General features: G+C 67.0%; 17 protein-coding genes. 8 read left to right on the forward strand and 9 right to left on the reverse strand.

All coding sequences use genetic code 11. From position 1 onward, the window contains the following. Nucleotides 1-100: 100 nt before the first annotated feature. Both ACESMN_RS01780 and phaE read right to left on the reverse strand, forming a co-directional pair. Entirely contained in the window at nt 101-1,168 is a 1,068-nt protein-coding gene (locus tag ACESMN_RS01780; RefSeq protein WP_373051871.1) for a class III poly(R)-hydroxyalkanoic acid synthase subunit PhaC, read from the reverse strand. Beyond that, nucleotides 1,168-2,421, reverse strand: a complete 1,254-nt coding sequence (phaE, locus tag ACESMN_RS01785) for a class III poly(R)-hydroxyalkanoic acid synthase subunit PhaE (RefSeq protein ID WP_373051872.1) — start codon at nt 2,419-2,421, stop codon at nt 1,168-1,170. The genes ACESMN_RS01780 and phaE overlap by 1 nt, the downstream gene beginning before the upstream one ends. A gap of 264 nt (nt 2,422-2,685) precedes the next feature. On the opposite strand from phaE, the gene ACESMN_RS01790 reads away from it, so the two are divergent. From ACESMN_RS01790 to mltF, 5 genes are all read left to right on the forward strand, one after another. Beyond that, nucleotides 2,686-3,873 (forward strand): acetyl-CoA C-acetyltransferase, encoded by a 1,188-nt coding sequence (locus ACESMN_RS01790; protein WP_373051873.1) that lies wholly within the window; start codon nt 2,686-2,688, stop codon nt 3,871-3,873. Nucleotides 3,874-4,000: 127 nt separating this feature from the next. Continuing rightward, nucleotides 4,001-4,480 carry a polyhydroxyalkanoate synthesis repressor PhaR gene (phaR, locus tag ACESMN_RS01795; protein ID WP_373051874.1) on the forward strand — a complete coding sequence of 160 codons (480 nt, stop codon included), beginning with the start codon at nt 4,001-4,003 and terminating at the stop codon, nt 4,478-4,480. A gap of 215 nt (nt 4,481-4,695) precedes the next feature. Then, nucleotides 4,696-5,085 (forward strand): phasin family protein, encoded by a 390-nt coding sequence (locus ACESMN_RS01800; RefSeq protein WP_373051875.1) that lies wholly within the window; start codon nt 4,696-4,698, stop codon nt 5,083-5,085. Nucleotides 5,086-5,166: 81 nt separating this feature from the next. Beyond that, nucleotides 5,167-5,910 carry an acetoacetyl-CoA reductase gene (phbB, locus tag ACESMN_RS01805; RefSeq protein WP_373051876.1) on the forward strand — a complete coding sequence of 248 codons (744 nt, stop codon included), beginning with the start codon at nt 5,167-5,169 and terminating at the stop codon, nt 5,908-5,910. A gap of 142 nt (nt 5,911-6,052) precedes the next feature. Continuing rightward, nucleotides 6,053-7,477, forward strand: a complete 1,425-nt coding sequence (gene mltF / locus ACESMN_RS01810) for a membrane-bound lytic murein transglycosylase MltF (protein WP_373051877.1) — start codon at nt 6,053-6,055, stop codon at nt 7,475-7,477. Nucleotides 7,478-7,499: 22 nt separating this feature from the next. Here the strand turns inward: mltF and tadA are convergent, their stop codons facing one another. The 6 genes from tadA to ACESMN_RS01840 all read right to left on the reverse strand — a co-directional run bounded on the left by tadA (nt 7,500) and on the right by ACESMN_RS01840 (nt 12,037). Beyond that, nucleotides 7,500-7,976, reverse strand: a complete 477-nt coding sequence (gene tadA / locus ACESMN_RS01815; protein ID WP_373051878.1) for a tRNA adenosine(34) deaminase TadA — start codon at nt 7,974-7,976, stop codon at nt 7,500-7,502. A 35-nt stretch (nt 7,977-8,011) separates the two neighbouring features. After that, nucleotides 8,012-8,509, reverse strand: coding sequence for a glutathione peroxidase (locus tag ACESMN_RS01820; RefSeq protein WP_373051879.1), 498 nt, complete (start codon nt 8,507-8,509; stop codon nt 8,012-8,014). 3 nt (nt 8,510-8,512) lie between these two features. Continuing rightward, on the reverse strand, nt 8,513-9,103 hold the full coding sequence (locus tag ACESMN_RS01825) for a membrane integrity-associated transporter subunit PqiC (protein ID WP_411293930.1): 591 nt from the start codon (nt 9,101-9,103) through the stop codon (nt 8,513-8,515). Between the two features lies 1 nt (nt 9,104). After that, entirely contained in the window at nt 9,105-10,121 is a 1,017-nt protein-coding gene (locus tag ACESMN_RS01830; protein WP_373051880.1) for an MlaD family protein, read from the reverse strand. Continuing rightward, nucleotides 10,118-10,831, reverse strand: coding sequence for an ABC transporter ATP-binding protein (locus ACESMN_RS01835; RefSeq protein ID WP_373051923.1), 714 nt, complete (start codon nt 10,829-10,831; stop codon nt 10,118-10,120). Before ACESMN_RS01835 ends, ACESMN_RS01830 begins: the two co-directional genes overlap by 4 nt. 63 nt (nt 10,832-10,894) lie before the next feature. Then, entirely contained in the window at nt 10,895-12,037 is a 1,143-nt protein-coding gene (locus ACESMN_RS01840) for an MlaE family lipid ABC transporter permease subunit (protein WP_373051881.1), read from the reverse strand. A 119-nt stretch (nt 12,038-12,156) separates the two neighbouring features. Between ACESMN_RS01840 and ACESMN_RS01845 the strand changes: the two genes are divergently transcribed. Genes ACESMN_RS01845 through ACESMN_RS01855 form a run of 3 tightly spaced genes read left to right on the forward strand, consistent with a single transcriptional unit; the run spans nt 12,157 to nt 16,144 of the window. After that, nucleotides 12,157-13,089 carry an AAA family ATPase gene (locus tag ACESMN_RS01845; protein WP_373051882.1) on the forward strand — a complete coding sequence of 311 codons (933 nt, stop codon included), beginning with the start codon at nt 12,157-12,159 and terminating at the stop codon, nt 13,087-13,089. Then, nucleotides 13,071-14,087 carry a DUF58 domain-containing protein gene (locus tag ACESMN_RS01850; RefSeq protein ID WP_373051883.1) on the forward strand — a complete coding sequence of 339 codons (1,017 nt, stop codon included), beginning with the start codon at nt 13,071-13,073 and terminating at the stop codon, nt 14,085-14,087. Before ACESMN_RS01845 ends, ACESMN_RS01850 begins: the two co-directional genes overlap by 19 nt. Further along, nucleotides 14,084-16,144, forward strand: coding sequence for a DUF3488 and DUF4129 domain-containing transglutaminase family protein (locus tag ACESMN_RS01855; RefSeq protein WP_373051884.1), 2,061 nt, complete (start codon nt 14,084-14,086; stop codon nt 16,142-16,144). Before ACESMN_RS01850 ends, ACESMN_RS01855 begins: the two co-directional genes overlap by 4 nt. A 13-nt stretch (nt 16,145-16,157) precedes the next feature. Here ACESMN_RS01855 and iscR read toward each other — a convergent pair whose 3' ends face one another. Further along, nucleotides 16,158-16,634 (reverse strand): Fe-S cluster assembly transcriptional regulator IscR, encoded by a 477-nt coding sequence (iscR, locus tag ACESMN_RS01860; protein WP_373051885.1) that lies wholly within the window; start codon nt 16,632-16,634, stop codon nt 16,158-16,160. Nucleotides 16,635-17,009 lie beyond the last annotated feature (375 nt).

Consider the following 17,009-nt stretch of genomic DNA (forward strand, 5'->3'; position numbering starts at 1 on the left):
TGGATCGCGGCTGGATCGCGGCTGGAAGCCGCTCCTACGGGGGGGTATGTGGGGTGTAGGAGCGACCTCCGGTCACGATTCCTTGGGGGCGGAGGACGCCTCAGGTGCGGGCATCAATCCACTTGCCGATCGAGGGCGGGACCTCCTTCTGGGCGCGGCCGCTGACGTAGATGCCGATGTGCCCACCCTTGAAGGACTGTTCGGTGTAATCCTTGGTCCCGACCAGCTTCTTCAGCGCGCGCGACGAATCGGGCGGTACCAGATGATCCTCGGTGGCGAAGACGTTCAGCACCGGCATCTTCACGTTCTTGAGGCTTATCTCGTGCTTGCCGATACGCAGGCCGCCCTCCACCAGCTTGTTCTGCTGGTAGAAGTCCTTCAGGAACTGGCGGTAGGTCTCCCCGGCCTGGTCGGGGCTGTCGAAGATCCACTTCTCCATGCGCAGGAAGTTCGCGACCTGGTCGGGATTGTCGAGAATCTCCACCATGTCGAGGTACTTCTGCCCCATCAGCCGATAGGGCTTCAGATTCAGAAAGGTCCAGTTCAGCATCTCGCCGGGAATGTTGCCCAGCGTATCGACGATCAGGTCCGCGTCCACGTGGCGTACCCAGTTGGACAGCATGTTGTCCGGTGTCTGGAAGTCCACCGGGGTCACCATCGTAACCAGGTTCGCGACCTTGTCCGGGTGCATCGACGCATAGCAGAGGCTGAAGGTGCCACCCTGGCAGATGCCGAGCACGTTGACCGCATCCACCCGGTGCCGCTTGCGGATAACGTCCACGCAGCGGTCGAGATACCCGTTGAGATAATCGTCGATCGTCAGGTAACGGTCCGCGCGCCCCGGATAGCCCCAGTCCACGAGGTACACGTCCATCCCCGCCTCGAGCAACCCGCGCACCATGGAGCGGTTTTCCTGCAGATCGGCCATGTAGGGCCGGTTCACCAGCGCGTACACGATCAGCAGCGGCACCGGATTCTGCACCACGCTGGCCGGTGCCTGAAAACGGTAGAGGACCATCTTGTCCTCTTCGTAGATTGCCTCCCGGGGGGTTGCCCCGGTACTGACCTCGCCCATATCCATCAGGTTCTGGACACCCTGGGTCAGCTTGTGCTGAAAACCGGTGAGTTCGTCGAACGCCTCGTCGGGACGGATCTGGATCGGGGTCATCACTGGGTCTTCCTCCGGGTGGTGCCAGTCTTGCGGGTCCTGGCGGTGGTCGTCTTCTTCTCGCCGGAAGCGGAACTGGCTGCGCTCCCGGTCCGACGCGTACTGCGCTTCGGTTTCTCTGCGGCGGCCGCGGCAGCGGTGTCCGCGCCGGAACCGGCCGCAGCCGCTTCGGATGCCGTGCCAGCCTGCTGCTTCTCGAGCGCAGCCCGCAATTCGGCCACCTCCTCGCGCAGACGTTGCACTTCGCCGTTCGCTCCCTTGTGCTCGTCGAGTTCGCCCTGCATTCGTTCCATCTGGGAACGCACCGCATGGTAGTCGGACCTGGTGTCATGCAGACGGCGCTGAAGGGTGGAGATTTCCGAGGCCGTCGGGATGTTCATCGCCTCCAGCCACTCATCGACCAGGCGGACGCCCTGCTTCTTGACCGCCATCAGCGAATTGACCATCCGCCCGTAGCGGCGCGCGTAGTCGTCGGACATCGCGTACTCGGCATAGGCCTCTTCGCAGGCATCCACCCAGATGTTGAAGACCTCCCGTACCGAATTGATGGTCTTGCCCTCGTCGGCGGCTGCCTGTATCCGCTTCTGGAAGGCATCGACCGAGCGCGTGCCCAGGTTCGCGAAACCGGCCTGGTACTCGTTCATCGCCTTCTCGTAATCGAGCATCAGTCGCGCGAATTGCTGGTACTGCTCCTGCGATTCGCGCCCGTACCCGATGGCGGGCGTCGACAGGAGACCCTCCAGCTGTTCACGCATTTCGGTGGGCTTTCCGGACTCGAAGGCCTTCATGAAATCGCCGGGCAGCGGCATGCTGCCGGACAGGGTCCGTGACAGGGTGTCGAACGGAAGATCCCAGAAGGCCGTTCCCTGGCGACCCCCGGCTCTGGCCGCAAGCTGGGCGAAGGGATTCACGCTGGCGCCGCCCCCCTGGAAGGCCTCGGTCATCATGCGCGTCCACTTTTCGATCATCTCCGGCATGTCGCTGACCGGGCCCTCCTTGTAGAACCCCTCGACCATCGAGAAGTAGCCCTTGCCGACATTCACCATCTGTTCCAGCAGGTCGCTTGCCGGCTTCGGGGTCGCCGGCGCCACCGCCTGCAACCACTGCTCCATTGCGTCCGCCCATGGGTTTTGCGGTGCTGGCCGACCGGAACCGGCCCCTTCCAGGCCGCGCCTCGTCATGTCCATCCAGGCGTCCCAGTAGCGGCGCTGCGCCTCCAGCCACTGGTCCGCAGTCGAAACGGAATCCGCCATCATCTTCTCCTGATCTTCGCCCCGCGGGCGTGGTTGCTGTACCGGATGAAGTGTAGAACCTGCGCGGGATACTAGCACGTCATTTGTGCACCGCACCATGCCGGGCCCGGTCCCGCTGGTGCGCGCCACCATGCCGACAGACAGGTATCGTGATCCCGATTGAGGTCGTGCGCCACCGGCATGCCATAATCAACGTGCACGGGTTCACCGCGCGAGCACCGGAAATCGTCCGCAAGAGACAGTCAGCCAGAGGAGACAGGAGTAATGAGTGAAGACATCGTAATCGTCGGAGCGGCCCGCACGGCCGTCGGAAGCCTGATGGGCTCGCTCGGTGACATCCCGGCGAGCAAGCTCGGGGCGACCGTGATCCGTTCCCTGCTGCAACGCTCCGGGGTTCGGCCGGAGCAGGTCAGCGAGGTGATACTGGGCCAGGTCCTGACCGGCGGGGCGGGCATGAATCCGGCACGCCAGGCGGCTCTCGACGCCGGCATTCCCGACAGCGTTCCGGCGATGACGATCAACAAGGTCTGCGGTTCCGGGCTCAAGGCCGTCCACCTTGCCTGGCAGTCGGTCCGATGCGGTGACGCGGAGATCGTGGTCGCCGGCGGACAGGAGAGCATGAGCCAGGCGCCGCACGCGCTGCCCAGGTCCCGCTTCGGCACCAAGATGGGCGCGTGGACGATGCGGGACACGATGATTCACGATGGCCTCTGGTGCGCAATCACCGACATGCACATGGGCAACACCGCGGAGAACATTGCCAAGAAGTACTCGATCAGCCGCGAGGAACAGGACGCCTTCGCCGCGCAATCGCAGCAACGCGCCGAGGCGGCGATCCGCGACGGCGTATTCAAGGAGGAGATCGTTCCGGTGGAGATTCCCCAGCGCAAGGGCGAACCCAGGATCTTCGATACCGACGAATTCCCGCGAGCCGGCGCCAGCGCCGAGGGCCTCGCCAAGCTGCGGCCCGCCTTCGACAAGGAGGGCACGGTCACCGCGGGCAATGCCTCGGGCATCAACGACGGCGCCGCAGCCACGCTGGTGATGACCGCGAGCAAGGCCCGGGAACTCGGCCTGAAGCCGATGGCCCGTATCGTCGCCTTCTCCTCGGCCGGAGTGGATCCCGCGATCATGGGCACGGGCCCGATCCCGGCCACCCGGGCATGCCTGGAAAAGGCCGGCTGGAGCCACGACGACCTTGACCTGATCGAATCGAACGAGGCCTTCGCGGCCCAGGCCATCTCGGTGAACAAGGAGATCGGCTGGGACCCGTCCAAGGTGAACGTCAGCGGTGGCGCGATCGCGATCGGGCATCCGATCGGGGCCTCGGGCGCGCGGCTGCTGGTCACGCTGCTGCACGGAATGCGCCGCCTGAATGCGAAACGCGGCCTCGCCACCCTGTGCATCGGCGGCGGCCAGGGTGTGGCGATGGCCCTGGACCTGGTCGACTGAACAGGCCGCGACGGCACCCGGCGCCCCCTGCCGAATGGGGGGCGCCGGCCTCAACGCCCGGATCCCGGAAATGCCGCTCCGGATCATGTAAAATCGACAGCAATTTCGGGTGCAAGGGGGCACCGCCGTGAGCGAGCAGAGGCTGGTCAAGAAGTATCCCAATCGGCGGCTCTACGATACCGAGGAAAGCCGCTACATCACCCTGACGGATGTCCAGAAACTGGTGCGCGACGGAGTGGACATCAAGGTGGTGGACACCCAGAGCGGCGACGACATCACCCGGGGCATCCTGATCCAGATAATCACCGAGCAGGAGGCCAGCGGAAACCCGATGTTCACCACCGAGGTGCTCACCCGGTTCATCCGCTTTTATGACGAATCCCTGCAGGACGCCTTCTCGAGCTTCCTCGACCAGACCCTGAAGCTCTATGGCGAGCAGCAGCAGCAGATGCAGTCGCAGCTCGACCAGCTGATGCCCGGAGAGGCCCTGCAGACCTGGGCAGAGCTCACCGAGCGCAACATCGAGCTCTGGCGCGAGATGCAGGACAGCTTCTTCCGGGCAGCGGCAATCCCCTCCGAGCCCTCTTCCCGCCGGCGCTCGAAGTAGCCGCGCTCCCGACCTTTCCGAACGCCCCCCGTCCTAAGCACCTGTCTCCGGCACTGCGTCCTCCGCTCGCGGGGGCTGCTTACTGATGCCGCGGCAATCCGCCCCCCTGAAACACCCAAAGGCTTGACTTCGGCTTCTGGGCATTCTATGCTGCATCGCAACAATGCTGCACTGCACCAATTGGCGGGCGGTGGCATTCAACCAGGAGAATGATCATGCAAAACCAGATGTTTGACGCCTATAATGAAATGGTCCAGGGCAGCTTCGAGGCCCTGCGCAAGCTTGGCGAGATCAACATGCGCGCCGGCGAGCGCCTGTTCCAGCAGCAGCTCGACCTGAGCAACACCATGCTGGAGAAGAGTGCCAAGGGCATGGAAGGCATGACCAAGGCCAAGGGCTACCAGGAGCTGGTGTCCAACCAGGCGAAGCTGGCTCAGGACTACGGCCAGGAGTGGCTGAAGGGCTATCGCTCGGCCGTCGAGGTCATGACGGAAGCACGTGATTCCGCTGCCGACGTGATGGACCAGCAGATGCAGGCTGCCAGCAAGAACGCGCAGGCGGCTGGCGAGAGCTTCAAGAAGGCTGCGGCGAAGGCTGCTGCCTGAACCATCAACCGGCCCTGAGCCAAAGGAGGGGGCGCTGGTCGCCCCCTCTTTTCATTCGGTGGGCCGCACATCGGAGGATGCATGGCACGTATAGCGTTGGTCACTGGGGGCATCGGCGGGATCGGCACGGCGATCTGCGAGGAATTGCTCGGGCGCGGCTTCAGGGTCGTCGCGGGCTACTACCCGCCGGAGCAGGAACAGGCCGAGGAGTGGCAGAAGAAGCATGCGGCCGAGGGCCGCGAGTACGAGATCGCCTCCGGCGACGTCTCCTCGTTCGAGGACTCGCAGAAGATGATCAGCGAGATCGAGGACCGGCTGGGACCGGTGGACATACTGATCAACTGCGCCGGCATCACGCGCGACAAGACCTTCCGCAAGATGGAGCCGAACCACTGGAAGGCGGTGATGAGCACCAACCTCGACAGCCTGTTCAATGTCACCCGGCAGGTGGTGAACGGGATGATGGAACGCGGATGGGGGCGAATCGTCAACATCTCCTCGGTGAACGGGCAGCGGGGCCAGTTCGGCCAGACCAACTACTCGGCCGCAAAGGCCGGCGCCCATGGCTTCACGATGGCCCTCGCGCAGGAGGTCGTGCGCAAGGGCGTAACCGTCAATACCGTCTCGCCCGGCTACATCGCAACCGAGATGACCGAGGCCATGGCCGAGGAGGTGCAGCAGCAGATCATCTCGCAGATCCCGATGGGCCGCATGGGCACCCCGGACGAGGTCGCCTACCTCGTTGGCATCCTGTGTGACGATCGGGCGTGCTATATCACCGGCGCCAATTACGAGGTCAACGGCGGCCTGTTCATGAGTTTCTGACCTGTTCGGCACCCGTGCCCCCGCGGTGGTTTACCGGGCGGCGCGGGTTCCTCCCCTGCCCTTTCGACGTCCCCTCCGCGCAGGGGCTATGATCACTGGCCTGATGCACTGGCCTGCGGGACTGAGACCGAAAGCAACGCGGATGCGCCGCATCGAGATCGGCGTGTTCACCGCGCTGCTGTCCGTGATCCTCGTCTGGGCCTGGCAGCATACCCCGTCTGCACTGAATCTCGCGCTGTTCAAGCAGGAACTTCACGTGGCCCTGGTCAGGCATCCTCATGACCACACCTTCGTGGACCTCGGCAACGATCCGGAACACTTCGAACTGGTGCTTCTGAGCGGCCTCGCGGAGCGGCTCGGGGCCCGGCTCGAGGTGCACAGGGTGCCGGGGCCGCGCGAGGCCTACCGTCTCTTGCGGGCAGGCAGGGTGGACCTTGCCGCTGGTCTGCTCACCGTTCCGGGACACGATCCCGGCCTGTCGATCGGACCGGAAATCCTGCCCATCCAGAAACAGCTGGCGCACTGGGCGGGGAATGGCTCCGCCGTCGACAGCCTCGAGGAGTTGGCGCAGCGGGGCGCACGCATCGGGATCACCTCGGTACTGGCCCTCCCGGAAAGGCTGGCGGCCGTGATCCGGGGCGCGACCGGATCCGGCAACGAGATGGAGCTGATCCAGTACGCGGACGGACCGGAGCTGGTTGCGGCGCTGCGCAGGGGCACCGTGGACCACGCGGTGCTGACCTCGATCGAACTCAGCCGTCTTCAGCGCGTGCATCCTGCTCTGCGTTTCAGTCTCGAGCTGGACGGAGAGGCCCCGGTCGTCTGGCTGTTCCCGCCGGGGCGCGATCGCAGCCTGATCGACGCCGCCGAGGAATACCTCGAGGCGCTGCGCTCCGGACGCGAATTCGAACTCCTCTTCGACCGGCACTTCGGTCACCTCGACGTGCACGACCTGGTGGACGCGATCAGCTTCACCCGGCTCGTGGAGGAGCGCCTGGACCCCCTGCGGCCGCTGTTCGAAGAGATCGCCCTGGAGCACGACCTGGACTGGCGGTTCCTCGCCGCCGTGAGCTACCAGGAGTCGCATTGGGACCCGGATGCCGTATCACGCACCGGCGTTCGTGGCCTGATGATGTTGACGAACGCGACTGCACAGTCCCTTGGCGTGAGCGATCGCAGTGACCCGCGTCAGAGTGTCGAGGGCGGCGTGCGCTACATGCTGCAGATGCTCGAGCGGCTTCCCGACGACATCGCCGAACCGGACCGCACCTGGATGGCCCTGGCCTCGTACAACGTGGGCCTCGGACATCTGCTCGATGCACGCGATCTGACCGAGGCCGGCGGCGGAGATCCGAACCTCTGGCTGGACGTGATGGCCTGGCTGCCGAGGCTGGCGCAGCGCGACTGGTATGAGCGGACGCGTTACGGATACGCCCGCGGCTGGGAACCGGTGACCTACGTGCAGAACATCCGCAGCTACTACAACTGGCTGGTGCAGCTGTTTCCGGAACCCGGCGACCGCGACAGGAGCAGGCGGCTCTACCTCGGCACCCCGCTGTCGCTGTAGGCGCCACGACCGCAGTCGGTGATCAGCGTCCGCGCCGCCGCCGGAAGAAATCACGCAGCAGCGACGCCGCCCGTTCGGCCTCGACGCCGCCCGTCACCGCGATGCGGTGATTGTGGGAGGGGTGTGCAACCAGGTCCAGTGCCCCGCCCGCCGCCCCTGTGCGCGGGTCCGGCGCGCCGTAGACCAGTCGCGCGACCCGCGCGTGGATCATCGCGCCGACGCACATCGGACAGGGCTCCAGGGTCACATACAGGGTGGTTCCGGGCAGACGGTAGTTGCCGAGCCGCCGCGCGGCCTCACGAAGCACACGAATCTCGGCATGCGCGGTGGGATCCCGCTCACCGATGGGGGCATTGTGCGCACGTGCCAGGCAGCGGCCGTCAAGCACCAGCACCGCCCCGACCGGCACCTCGCCCGTCCCCTGTCCGCGCCCGGCCTCCTCCAGGGCCAGGGACATCCAGTACCGGTCCTGCTCCTCCTGCCCGGATCCCTCCGGCATCCCTGCTGCGCTGCCATCCTGCACGCAGCGGGGCCTCAGCCGTCCGCGGGCTCGGCCAGGGCCCTCTCGATCGCGGCCCGCAGCGTCTCCGGCCGCGAGCTCGGCGCGAAGCGCTCGATCACCCGTCCATCCCGGCCCACCAGGAACTTGGTGAAGTTCCACTTGATGCCCGTGGTCCCCAGGGCCCCGGGGGCCGCCTTCTTCAGGAACCGGTACACGGGATGGGTATCGCCGCCGTTCACCTCGATCTTTGCGAACATCGGAAAATCGACACCGAAGCGGCTGCTGCAGAATTCCGCGATCTCCTCCGGACCCCCGGGCTCCTGGCCGCCGAACTGATTGCAGGGAAACCCGAGCACCCGGAAACCCTGCTCCGCGTAATCATCCTGCAGCGCCTGCAGTCCCTCGTACTGGGGCGTGAAGCCGCACTCACTGGCCACGTTCACGACCAGCAGCACCTCTCCGCGGTAGTCCGCGAGGTCCTCCTGACGTCCGTCCAGCCGCTCCGCCTGAAAGTCGTAGAGGGTTGTCATCGCTCACATCTCCAGTCGTCGCTCGATCTCCACGAGCAGTTCGGTCATCGCTCCTGACAGCGCCGCGACCAACGCCTCCGGCGAGCGTGACGCCAATGGAGTCCGCCGGTCGAGCTCCCAGAGCCGCATCCGTTCCCGGCCCTGGACGAACACGCGCAGCCCCACCACCGCGGCACCCGGCGACGGCCCGTCGAGATCCGCGTGCAGGCCCGTCAACAGCACATCGACCTGCCGGGCGTCGGGCTCGGCCCGCGCATCGGCGACGAGCCGCACCGGTCCGTCCTCCACGGTCCAGCGTTCGCGCAGCAGCTGCTCCACGTGGTCACGGGGATTCAGGAACCACTCGTTGTAAAAGTCCGACTCGTACCGGTGCGGGCCGAGCCGGTACACCAGGCCCTTGCCCGCGATGGCCGGCGCGACCCGGACCGAACCCAGCTCCACCAGCACCGGTGCGGCCTCCGTCGGGGACGCGGCCGGCGGTTCCAGCAGGAACCACGCCCGGTCGACCGCCGGCTGCTTCGGCACGAGGGTGCAGCCCCCGACCAGCGCGATCAGGGACAGGACCAGCAACCACCGACCGATCACTCCGCCCATCTCACTGAACCCTCTCGAGCGAGCTGCGCGGGGGCGGCCCGCCAAAGATGGCGCCGGCCGGATTGCGCCGGGCATCCTCGCTGAGGGACCTGAGCGTAGCGGTGGCTGCCTGCAGGTCCCCGAGGGTCGTCTCCAGGCGCTGCTCGTTGATCTCCAGGCCCCGATCAAGCCGGCTGACCACTCCTTCAACCTGTCTGATTACCTCGCCGAAATCGGCCTCCTCGACGGCCCCGCGCAGAGACTCGAGCGTAACACGGGCCTCGCCAGGCAGTGCGGCCATGTCCGGGTCTCCGAGCAGGCGTTCCGCAACCGCCAGCAGCCGGTCGCTTTGTTCCAGGGTCTGTGTCAGCTGTGCCGTCAGCCTGGTTGTTTCGCGGTTCAGCGTTTCGGTATCAAGTGCGGCCGCGGTCCGCTCCAGCGTGGACAGCAGTGTGGCGGCACGGTCCACCACCCTCTCGACGTCAAGTCGTGCGATGCGCCGCAGTGCGCCCTCCGCGTGCTCGAGCAACCGTGTCGCGGTGCTGGGGGCCGACGGGATGTAAGCGTAGCGGGGTTCCCATTCGACGGGTAGCGCCAAGTGAGTTGCAGGGTCCACGAAGTCCAGCTCCAGGTAATTGATCCCGGTGATGCCCTGCGCCGCCATGCGCACGCGCAACCCCGCCGCCACCAGCGGTTCCAGGAGATCGCCGCTGACCATGTTCTCCCGGGCCGTCGACGCAAAGCGGTCCAGACGCAGCCGGCCGAGCACCAGAACGTACCGCTTGCGCTGGAGCGGCGGCACATTCACCTCGTATTCGGGGGAGGTGAAGCCGAGGCTGGTCACCTCGCCGATGGTCACGCCCCGGAACTTGATCGGCGCACCAACATCGAGGCCCTGCACGGAGCCGTCGATGTAGGTCTCCATCGTGACCGTGGGGCGGAGCAGGTTTCCCGTGCCCATCACCACCAGCACGATCACGCCCACCGCGATCGCACCCAGAATGAACAGGCCGAGCCTGAAGTGTTGAGCCGCATTCATGCCGGCAGATCCTCCGTTTCGGCCCGACGCAGGAAGCGCCGGACCCAGGGATGCTCACTGTTGTCCCGGAGCATGCGGGGGTCACCTTCGGCGACTATCGATCGCGTATCCTTGTCCAGCATAATCACACGGTCGGCGATCGTAAAAATGCTTGGCAGCTCGTGCGTGACCACGACCATGGTCATCCCCAGGCTGGAAGAGAGACGCCGGATCAACCGGTCCAGTTCCGCCGAAGTGATCGGATCCAGCCCGGCCGAGGGCTCGTCCAGAAACAGGACCTTGGGATCCAGCACCATCGCCCGCGCGATCGCGGCCCGCTTCTGCATGCCGCCGCTGATCTCGGCGGGCATGAAATCCCCGTACTCGGCCAGGCCCACCATCTGCAGCCGCGCCCGGGCGATGCGGTCCATCGCGGCGGGCGGGAGCCGGGTGTGCACCTCCAGTGGCAGGCGCACATTCTGGAGCAGGCTCATCGAGCCGAACAGGGCCCCCATCTGGTACATCACCCCGATCTGGCGGAGGATGTCCTCGCGCTTCGTGCCCTGCGCCGCGGTCACATCCGCACCGTCGATCAGGACCCGGCCGGCCAGTGGCCGATACAGTCCGATCATGTGCTTCAGCAGCGTGCTCTTGCCGCTGCCAGAACCACCAAGGATCACGAAGATCTCGCCCGCACGCACCTCGAAATCGAGCCGATCCATGATGATCATTGGACCGAACCCGATGGTCAGTCCCTCCACCTGGATGATCGCCTTTCCCGGGCCAGCCACGGCTCAGATGCCCAGATGGAAGAAGAGCACCGCGAACAGACCGTCCACGATCACGATCAGGATGATCGCGCTCACCACCGCACTGGTGGTGGAACGCCCCACCGCCGCCGCGCCCGCACCGGTCTGCAGACCGCGCAGGCAACCCACGCTGGCGACCAGGAAGCCGAACACGCAGGCCTTGAACAGCCCTGAGCCCAGATCCCCCACGTCGACCGCACCGCTGACCTGGTTGAAGAAGGTGACCATCGGGATTCCGAATCCGCGCATCACCAGCGCCGCACCGATCAGCCCGATCAGGTTCGCATACAGCGTCAGCAGCGGCGCCACCAGTACGCCCGCGAGGATCCTGGGAACGACGAGGAAGCGCACCGGGTCGAGTCCCATCGTGGTCAGCGCGCTCACCTCCTCGTTGACCTTCATGGTGCCGATCTCGGCGGCAAAGGCAGCACCCGATCGACCCGCGAGCAGAATGGCCATCATAAGCGGCCCGAGTTCGCGCAACAGCGATATCGCGACAAGATCGGCCACGAAGATCTGTGCGCCGAACTGCCCCATCGCCACGGCCGACTGGAACGCCAGGATCACGCCGAGCAGGAAGGCGATCAGGGAGACGATGGGCAGGGCCTGGTAGCCGGCGGATTCGGCGACCGGCAGCGCATCTCCCCAACGCACCCGTCCGGGCCGGGCCAGCCCCCGGGCCAGGGCCAGGCTGACCTCGCCGACAAAGGCAACCTGTTCATGGATTTCGAGGCCCACCGCGCTGACACCGCGCCGCAGGCGTTGCGCCCAGGAAGGGCTCCCTGTGCCCCGGGCCGGTCGCGCCGCATCCGCGTCGCGATAGGGCTTCAGGTGCCCGGCGATCGCCCCGGTCATGCCCTCGAAGCGAAGCGTGCCGCCCCGCTCCGCCGTCTCCCGCTCGACACTGTACAGCAGGGCGGCGCCGGCCCCGTCGCAATACTCCACCTCACCGACATCCAGCACAAGTTCGGAGGCGCCGGCCCACTTTCTGAATTCGTCGAGCACGGCCTGCCAGACGGGCCCGGTGCTGTAGGCATCCATCCGGCCCGAGAACCGCACCCGCGGGGGCGGACCGGCCTCCACCGCGTAGTTTAGTCCCGGGTCCGGCTGGGATTCGCATTCGTCCATCGCAGCTTCCCGCGCATCAAGCGTTCATAATGGAGCCCGCGTGATCGCGCCTGGCCGGAATCCACGGGGATCCCGGCCAGTCAATTCGACTCAACAGGCAGGCAGCACAAGGATACCGCATGAACAGCCCCGAGCATCGCGTCGATCGAGAAGCCCTGTCGCGGGTGGAGGATCGGCTGAACCGCGTCCTTCTGGGAAAGCCGGAGGCGGTCCGGCTCGCGCTGGTGTGCCTGCTGGCCAACGGCCACCTGCTGATCGAGGATCGTCCCGGCGTGGGCAAGACCACGCTGGCGCACGCGCTTGCCCAGGTGCTGGGCCTGGATTACCGACGGATCCAGTTCACCAGCGATCTACTCCCGGGCGACGTGGTCGGCGTATCGATCTTCGATCAGTCCCGCGCGACCTTCGAGTTCCATCCCGGCCCCGTATTCGCGCAGGTACTGCTTGCCGACGAGGTGAATCGCGCGCCGCCGAAGACCCAGAGCGCCCTGCTCGAGGCGATGCAGGAGCGGCAGGTCAGCGTCGACGGGCGCACGCATCACCTGCCCACCCCCTTCTTCGTGATCGCGACCCAGAACCCGACCGAGCAGATTGGCACCCACCCGCTGCCCGAATCCCAGCTGGACCGGTTCCTGATGCGCATCGAACTCGGTTTCCCCGGCCCGGAGGCGGAACGGGCGCTGCTCGAGGGCGGCGACCGGGGCGAGGGTGCGGATCCGCTCGCCGCCGAGGCCGGACCCGAGACGCTGCTCGGGTGGCAGCGGGCGGTTTCCGGGATCACTGCCCGCCCCGCACTGCTCGATTATGTACAGGCCCTGCTGCAGGCGAGCCGGGACACGGCCCTGTTCCGCAGCGGCCTGTCCCCGCGCGCGGGACTCGGCCTGCTGCAGGCGGCAAGGGCATGGGCGATGATCGACGGTCGTGACTTCGTGACCCCCGACGACGTGCGCGCGGTCGTGCCGGCGGTCGCGGTGCACCGTGTGGTCTCGCGCGAGGTGGAGCCCGGATCCGCCACCATGGCCCGGTTGATGGAATGCGTCCCGGCGAACTGAAGCGCCACGGAAGCGCGCGCGCATCGGGCCGGGGCCGCCTGCGCGAGGACTTCATCCGCTGGGTCACGCGCCGGCACCGGGCGGACGGACGGCGCGCGGTGATCGGCCGGGACCGCGTCTACATCCTGCCCACGCGGCAGGGGTACATGCTGCTCGCGATCCTGCTCGTGATGCTGCTCGGGGCGATCAACTACTCCAACAACATGGCCTTTCTGCTGACCTTCCTCGTGGTCGGCATCGGGCACAACGCGATGTGGTATACCCACCGCAACCTGCTGGGGCTCGAGGTCACCGCGCTTCCGGTCGCGCCGGTCTTCGCTGGAACCGCTCCGCTGCTGAGGCTGCGCCTCGAGGAACGCAGCGCGAGACCCCGCGAGGCCGTCCTGCTGTCGGCGGACGGGGCCGCAAGCCGGCCGGCCTTTCTGGAACCCCGCGCTGCGACGGAGGTCGCGGTCGCACTCGATCCGCGGCCGCGAGGCGTCTACCGACTGCCGCGGCAGCGCCTCTCGACCCGTTATCCACTCGGGCTGCTGGAGGCCTGGACCTGGCTCACGCTGGAGCACGAGATCCTCGTCTACCCGGTCCCGGCCCCCCTGGACGGACTCGCCCTGACCGGTGAGGAATGCGACGGAGAACAGACGGAGAACACCGGAGGATCGGATGCCACCCCGGACGGGATCCGTGAATACCGGCCCGGCGACCCTCCGAACCGGATCGCCTGGAAGGCCGTGGCCCGCAGCGGGCAGCTGTTCGTTCGGGATACCGGGTCCGGCAACGCGGCGCCGCTCTGGCTCGACTGGGAGGGCGTTCCGGCCGCCGACCCGGAGACCCGCCTGTCGGCACTGTGTCACGGGGTGCTGGAGGCGAATGCCGAGGGCCAGCCCTATGGGCTGCGGCTCCCGGGGAGCCGCATCGGCCCCGACACCGGCCCCGACCATTTGGCCCGTTGCCTGCGTGCCCTTGCGCTGTTCGGCCAGCCCGGAGATCCCGCCGGATGACCGCCGCGGCGACCACCGCCCGATCCCGGCCGGAGGTCCTGCCCGGCCTGTGGCTGCTGCTCGCGGCCCTGCCCGTCGCGGCCCTGCCCCACGCCTGGGAACAGCCACCGTGGGTGATCGCGGTACTGGCCGCCGCACTGCTGTGGCGTCTGATCATCCACACCGGCCATCGCCGGCTCCCCTCGCGCTGGGTCCTGGTGCCGATGGTGTTCGCGGCCGGGGCCCTGACGTTCAGTCACTTCGGCACGGTCTCCGGCCAGCAGGCGGGCACCGCGCTGCTGCTGGTGATGGTCGCGCTCAAGCTCCTCGAGATCCGCTCGGAGCGCGACGTGGTGGTCACGCTCTTTCTCGCCTATTTCATCGTCGTCACCACCTACTTCTTCAACCAGTCGATCCTGATCGCGGCGTACTCGCTGTTGTCGGCCTGGCTGATCACCGCGGCCCTGATCCAGGTCCACGGCGGACGCCCTCTGCCGTTCCGCCGCCTTGCGCGATCCTCGGCGCTGATGCTGGTGCATGCCCTCCCGATCATGCTGATCCTCTTCCTGGTCTTTCCGCGCATCCCGGGACCGATCTGGGGCAGCGCCACGGAAGAGACCGTGGGCCAGACCGGTCTGTCCGATCGTCTCGAGCCGGGTGACATCGCCCAGTTGCTGGAGAACGAGGCCACCGCAATGCGGGTGCGCTTCGACGGGCCGGTCCCGCCTCCCAGCCTGCAGTACTGGCGCGCACAGGTGATGACCGACTTCGACGGGCGCGGCTGGAGAACGGACCGCGACCGCCCGGAGGTTCCGGAACCCGCCGCAGGCGCGGGTGATATCGCCTACACCGTCACGCTGGAACCGACGCGCGCACGCTACCTGCCGGTCCTGGACTTTCCGGCCGCCCTGCCGCCACAGGCGCGCCTGCGGGACAATCTGCAGGTAGTACAGCGCCGCCGCATCGACAGCCGGATCCAGTACACCGCCAGCGCCCGGCTGGACGCACCGCCGGCGCTGCCGCTGGCGGACGGGGAACGTGCCCGGGCGCTGATGTTGCCCGAGAACACCGGGGCACGGAGCCGCATACAGGCGGGGCTCTGGCGGGCAATGCACGGCGAGGACGAACGCGCGATCGTCAACGCGGCACTGGAACTCTTTGCCGGAGAACCGTTTCGCTACACGCTCCGCCCACCACGACTGCAGGGAGACCGAACCGACCACTTCCTGTTCGAGACGCAGGCGGGCTACTGCGAGCACTACGCGTCTGCCTTCGCGGTGCTGATGCGCGCGGCAGGCATCCCCGCCCGCGTCATAACCGGCTACCAGGGCGGCCAGTGGATGGACACGGGAGACTACCTGCGGCTGCGCCAGGCCGATGCCCATGCCTGGACCGAGGTGTGGCTGGAGGACGCGGGCTGGGTCCGGGTCGACCCCACAGCCGCGATCGCCCCGGAGCGCATCGAGACGGGCCTGGGTGGACTGTTCGGTGACGACGTCGATGCTCCGGCATTCCTGCGCCGCTCCGGCCTGCCCTGGACGGTGGAGTGGCGCCTGCGCCTGTCGGACTGGCACGAACTCGCAACCTTCCGCTGGGAGAGCCTGGTGCTCGCCTTCGATCCGGAGCGCCAGCGTGAGCTCTTCGCCCGCTTCGGGCTGGATGCAACCGACTGGCGCGGCATCCTGACCGCCCTGGGCGTCTCCTTCGGTGGCCTCGGTCTGGCCGCCGGCCTGATCGCAGTGGCCCGTCGTCCCGGGGATACCCGTGACCCGGCCCAGCGGGCGCTGGACCGGGTTTCACGGCGCCTCCGGCGGCATGGCCTGGGGCGCGAGCCGCATGAGACGGCGGCCGAATACGCCGCACGGGTGAGCGTCGCCCGGCCCGACCTTGCGGATGCGCTGGAAGACCTTGTCCGCGTCTATGCCCACCTGCGCTATGCGGAGCTGAGCGCGGCGAAGCGTTCAGACTACGAGGAACAGCTGCTCAGGGCGGTGCGTGAGGTGCGCCCCGGAACCGCCTTTTTCGCGCACAAAAAACGCCGGGGACCCGCCCCGGCGTCCGCGCCTGTTCCCCGGTAGCGCCGGGGGACGGTCAGGCAGCGTCGTGACGGAAGATGAAGTGATGGCGTGCGCGGCGTTCATCCTGGCGCCGGGCGACCTTCTGCACCTCCGGACGGTTCGCGAACTGGGCCAGCGTGATGCCGTCCAGGAAGTCGTGGAGTTGCTGGCTGAGATCGTCCCACAGTTCGTGGGTCAGGCAGCGTTCGCCCTGCTGGCAGTCCTTGTGGCCCTTGCAGCGCGTGACGTCGACGGACTCGTCCACGGCCATGATGATATCGGCGATGCTGATCTGGTCCGCGCGCTTGGCCAGACGGTATCCGCCCCCCGGTCCGCGGACGCCCTCGACCAGGCTGGCCTTGCGCAGCTTCGCAAACAGCTGCTCCAGATAGGACAGGGAGATACCCTGGCACTGCGAGATGTCGGCCAGCGTCACCGGCCCGATCCGATCGTGGATCGCCAGGTCCATCATGGCGGTGACCGCGTAGCGGCCCTTGGTTGACAACTTCATAGACGTCGCCTCCGGGGATTGCAGCAATTCATGGATTTATGGCTTCCGTTATCGTTTCTCGAGTCCGTTCCCTTTTTCTTGACCGCCCCAGTCAACAAAAATTCCACCACCTGGGCAGGTCTATGACGAAAAGCCGCATTACGCCAATGGCTATTATACCCATGAAATCCAGGGGCTGCGGGAGACGGGCCCTCTCGGCGATCCGGCGCCGGGGAATGCCGCCCGGAGGGCTGGGGTTCTGTGGGAGCGGCCTGCGGCCGCGATGGCCCTGGGCAGTCGACGCAACGCCGCATCGCGGCTGGAAGCCGCTCCCACCACCCCTGCAGGAGCGAGCGGGCACGCGAATGCGCTGCTGGCGCGCCAAAACCGCCGGGC

It is taken from the genome of Thioalkalivibrio sp., from assembly GCF_041690275.1.
In the GTDB taxonomy this organism is placed as follows: Bacteria; Pseudomonadota; Gammaproteobacteria; order Ectothiorhodospirales; family Ectothiorhodospiraceae; genus Thioalkalivibrio.

Bases quoted from the DNA above. Each gene is read 5' to 3' on its own strand.
- ACESMN_RS01780 (WP_373051871.1), bottom strand. From the start codon at position 1,168: ATGACCCCGATCCAGATCCGTCCCGACGAGGCGTTCGACGAACTCACC.
- phaE (WP_373051872.1), bottom strand. From the start codon at position 2,421: ATGGCGGATTCCGTTTCGACTGCGGACCAGTGGCTGGAGGCGCAGCGC.
- ACESMN_RS01790 (WP_373051873.1), top strand. From the start codon at position 2,686: ATGAGTGAAGACATCGTAATCGTCGGAGCGGCCCGCACGGCCGTCGGA.
- ACESMN_RS01800 (WP_373051875.1), top strand. From the start codon at position 4,696: ATGCAAAACCAGATGTTTGACGCCTATAATGAAATGGTCCAGGGCAGC.
- phbB (WP_373051876.1), top strand. From the start codon at position 5,167: ATGGCACGTATAGCGTTGGTCACTGGGGGCATCGGCGGGATCGGCACG.
- mltF (WP_373051877.1), top strand. From the start codon at position 6,053: ATGCGCCGCATCGAGATCGGCGTGTTCACCGCGCTGCTGTCCGTGATC.
- tadA (WP_373051878.1), bottom strand. From the start codon at position 7,976: ATGCCGGAGGGATCCGGGCAGGAGGAGCAGGACCGGTACTGGATGTCC.
- ACESMN_RS01820 (WP_373051879.1), bottom strand. From the start codon at position 8,509: ATGACAACCCTCTACGACTTTCAGGCGGAGCGGCTGGACGGACGTCAG.
- ACESMN_RS01825 (WP_411293930.1), bottom strand. From the start codon at position 9,103: ATGGGCGGAGTGATCGGTCGGTGGTTGCTGGTCCTGTCCCTGATCGCG.
- ACESMN_RS01830 (WP_373051880.1), bottom strand. From the start codon at position 10,121: ATGAATGCGGCTCAACACTTCAGGCTCGGCCTGTTCATTCTGGGTGCG.
- ACESMN_RS01835 (WP_373051923.1), bottom strand. From the start codon at position 10,831: ATGATCATCATGGATCGGCTCGATTTCGAGGTGCGTGCGGGCGAGATC.
- ACESMN_RS01840 (WP_373051881.1), bottom strand. From the start codon at position 12,037: ATGGACGAATGCGAATCCCAGCCGGACCCGGGACTAAACTACGCGGTG.
- ACESMN_RS01845 (WP_373051882.1), top strand. From the start codon at position 12,157: ATGAACAGCCCCGAGCATCGCGTCGATCGAGAAGCCCTGTCGCGGGTG.
- ACESMN_RS01850 (WP_373051883.1), top strand. From the start codon at position 13,071: ATGCGTCCCGGCGAACTGAAGCGCCACGGAAGCGCGCGCGCATCGGGC.
- ACESMN_RS01855 (WP_373051884.1), top strand. From the start codon at position 14,084: ATGACCGCCGCGGCGACCACCGCCCGATCCCGGCCGGAGGTCCTGCCC.
- iscR (WP_373051885.1), bottom strand. From the start codon at position 16,634: ATGAAGTTGTCAACCAAGGGCCGCTACGCGGTCACCGCCATGATGGAC.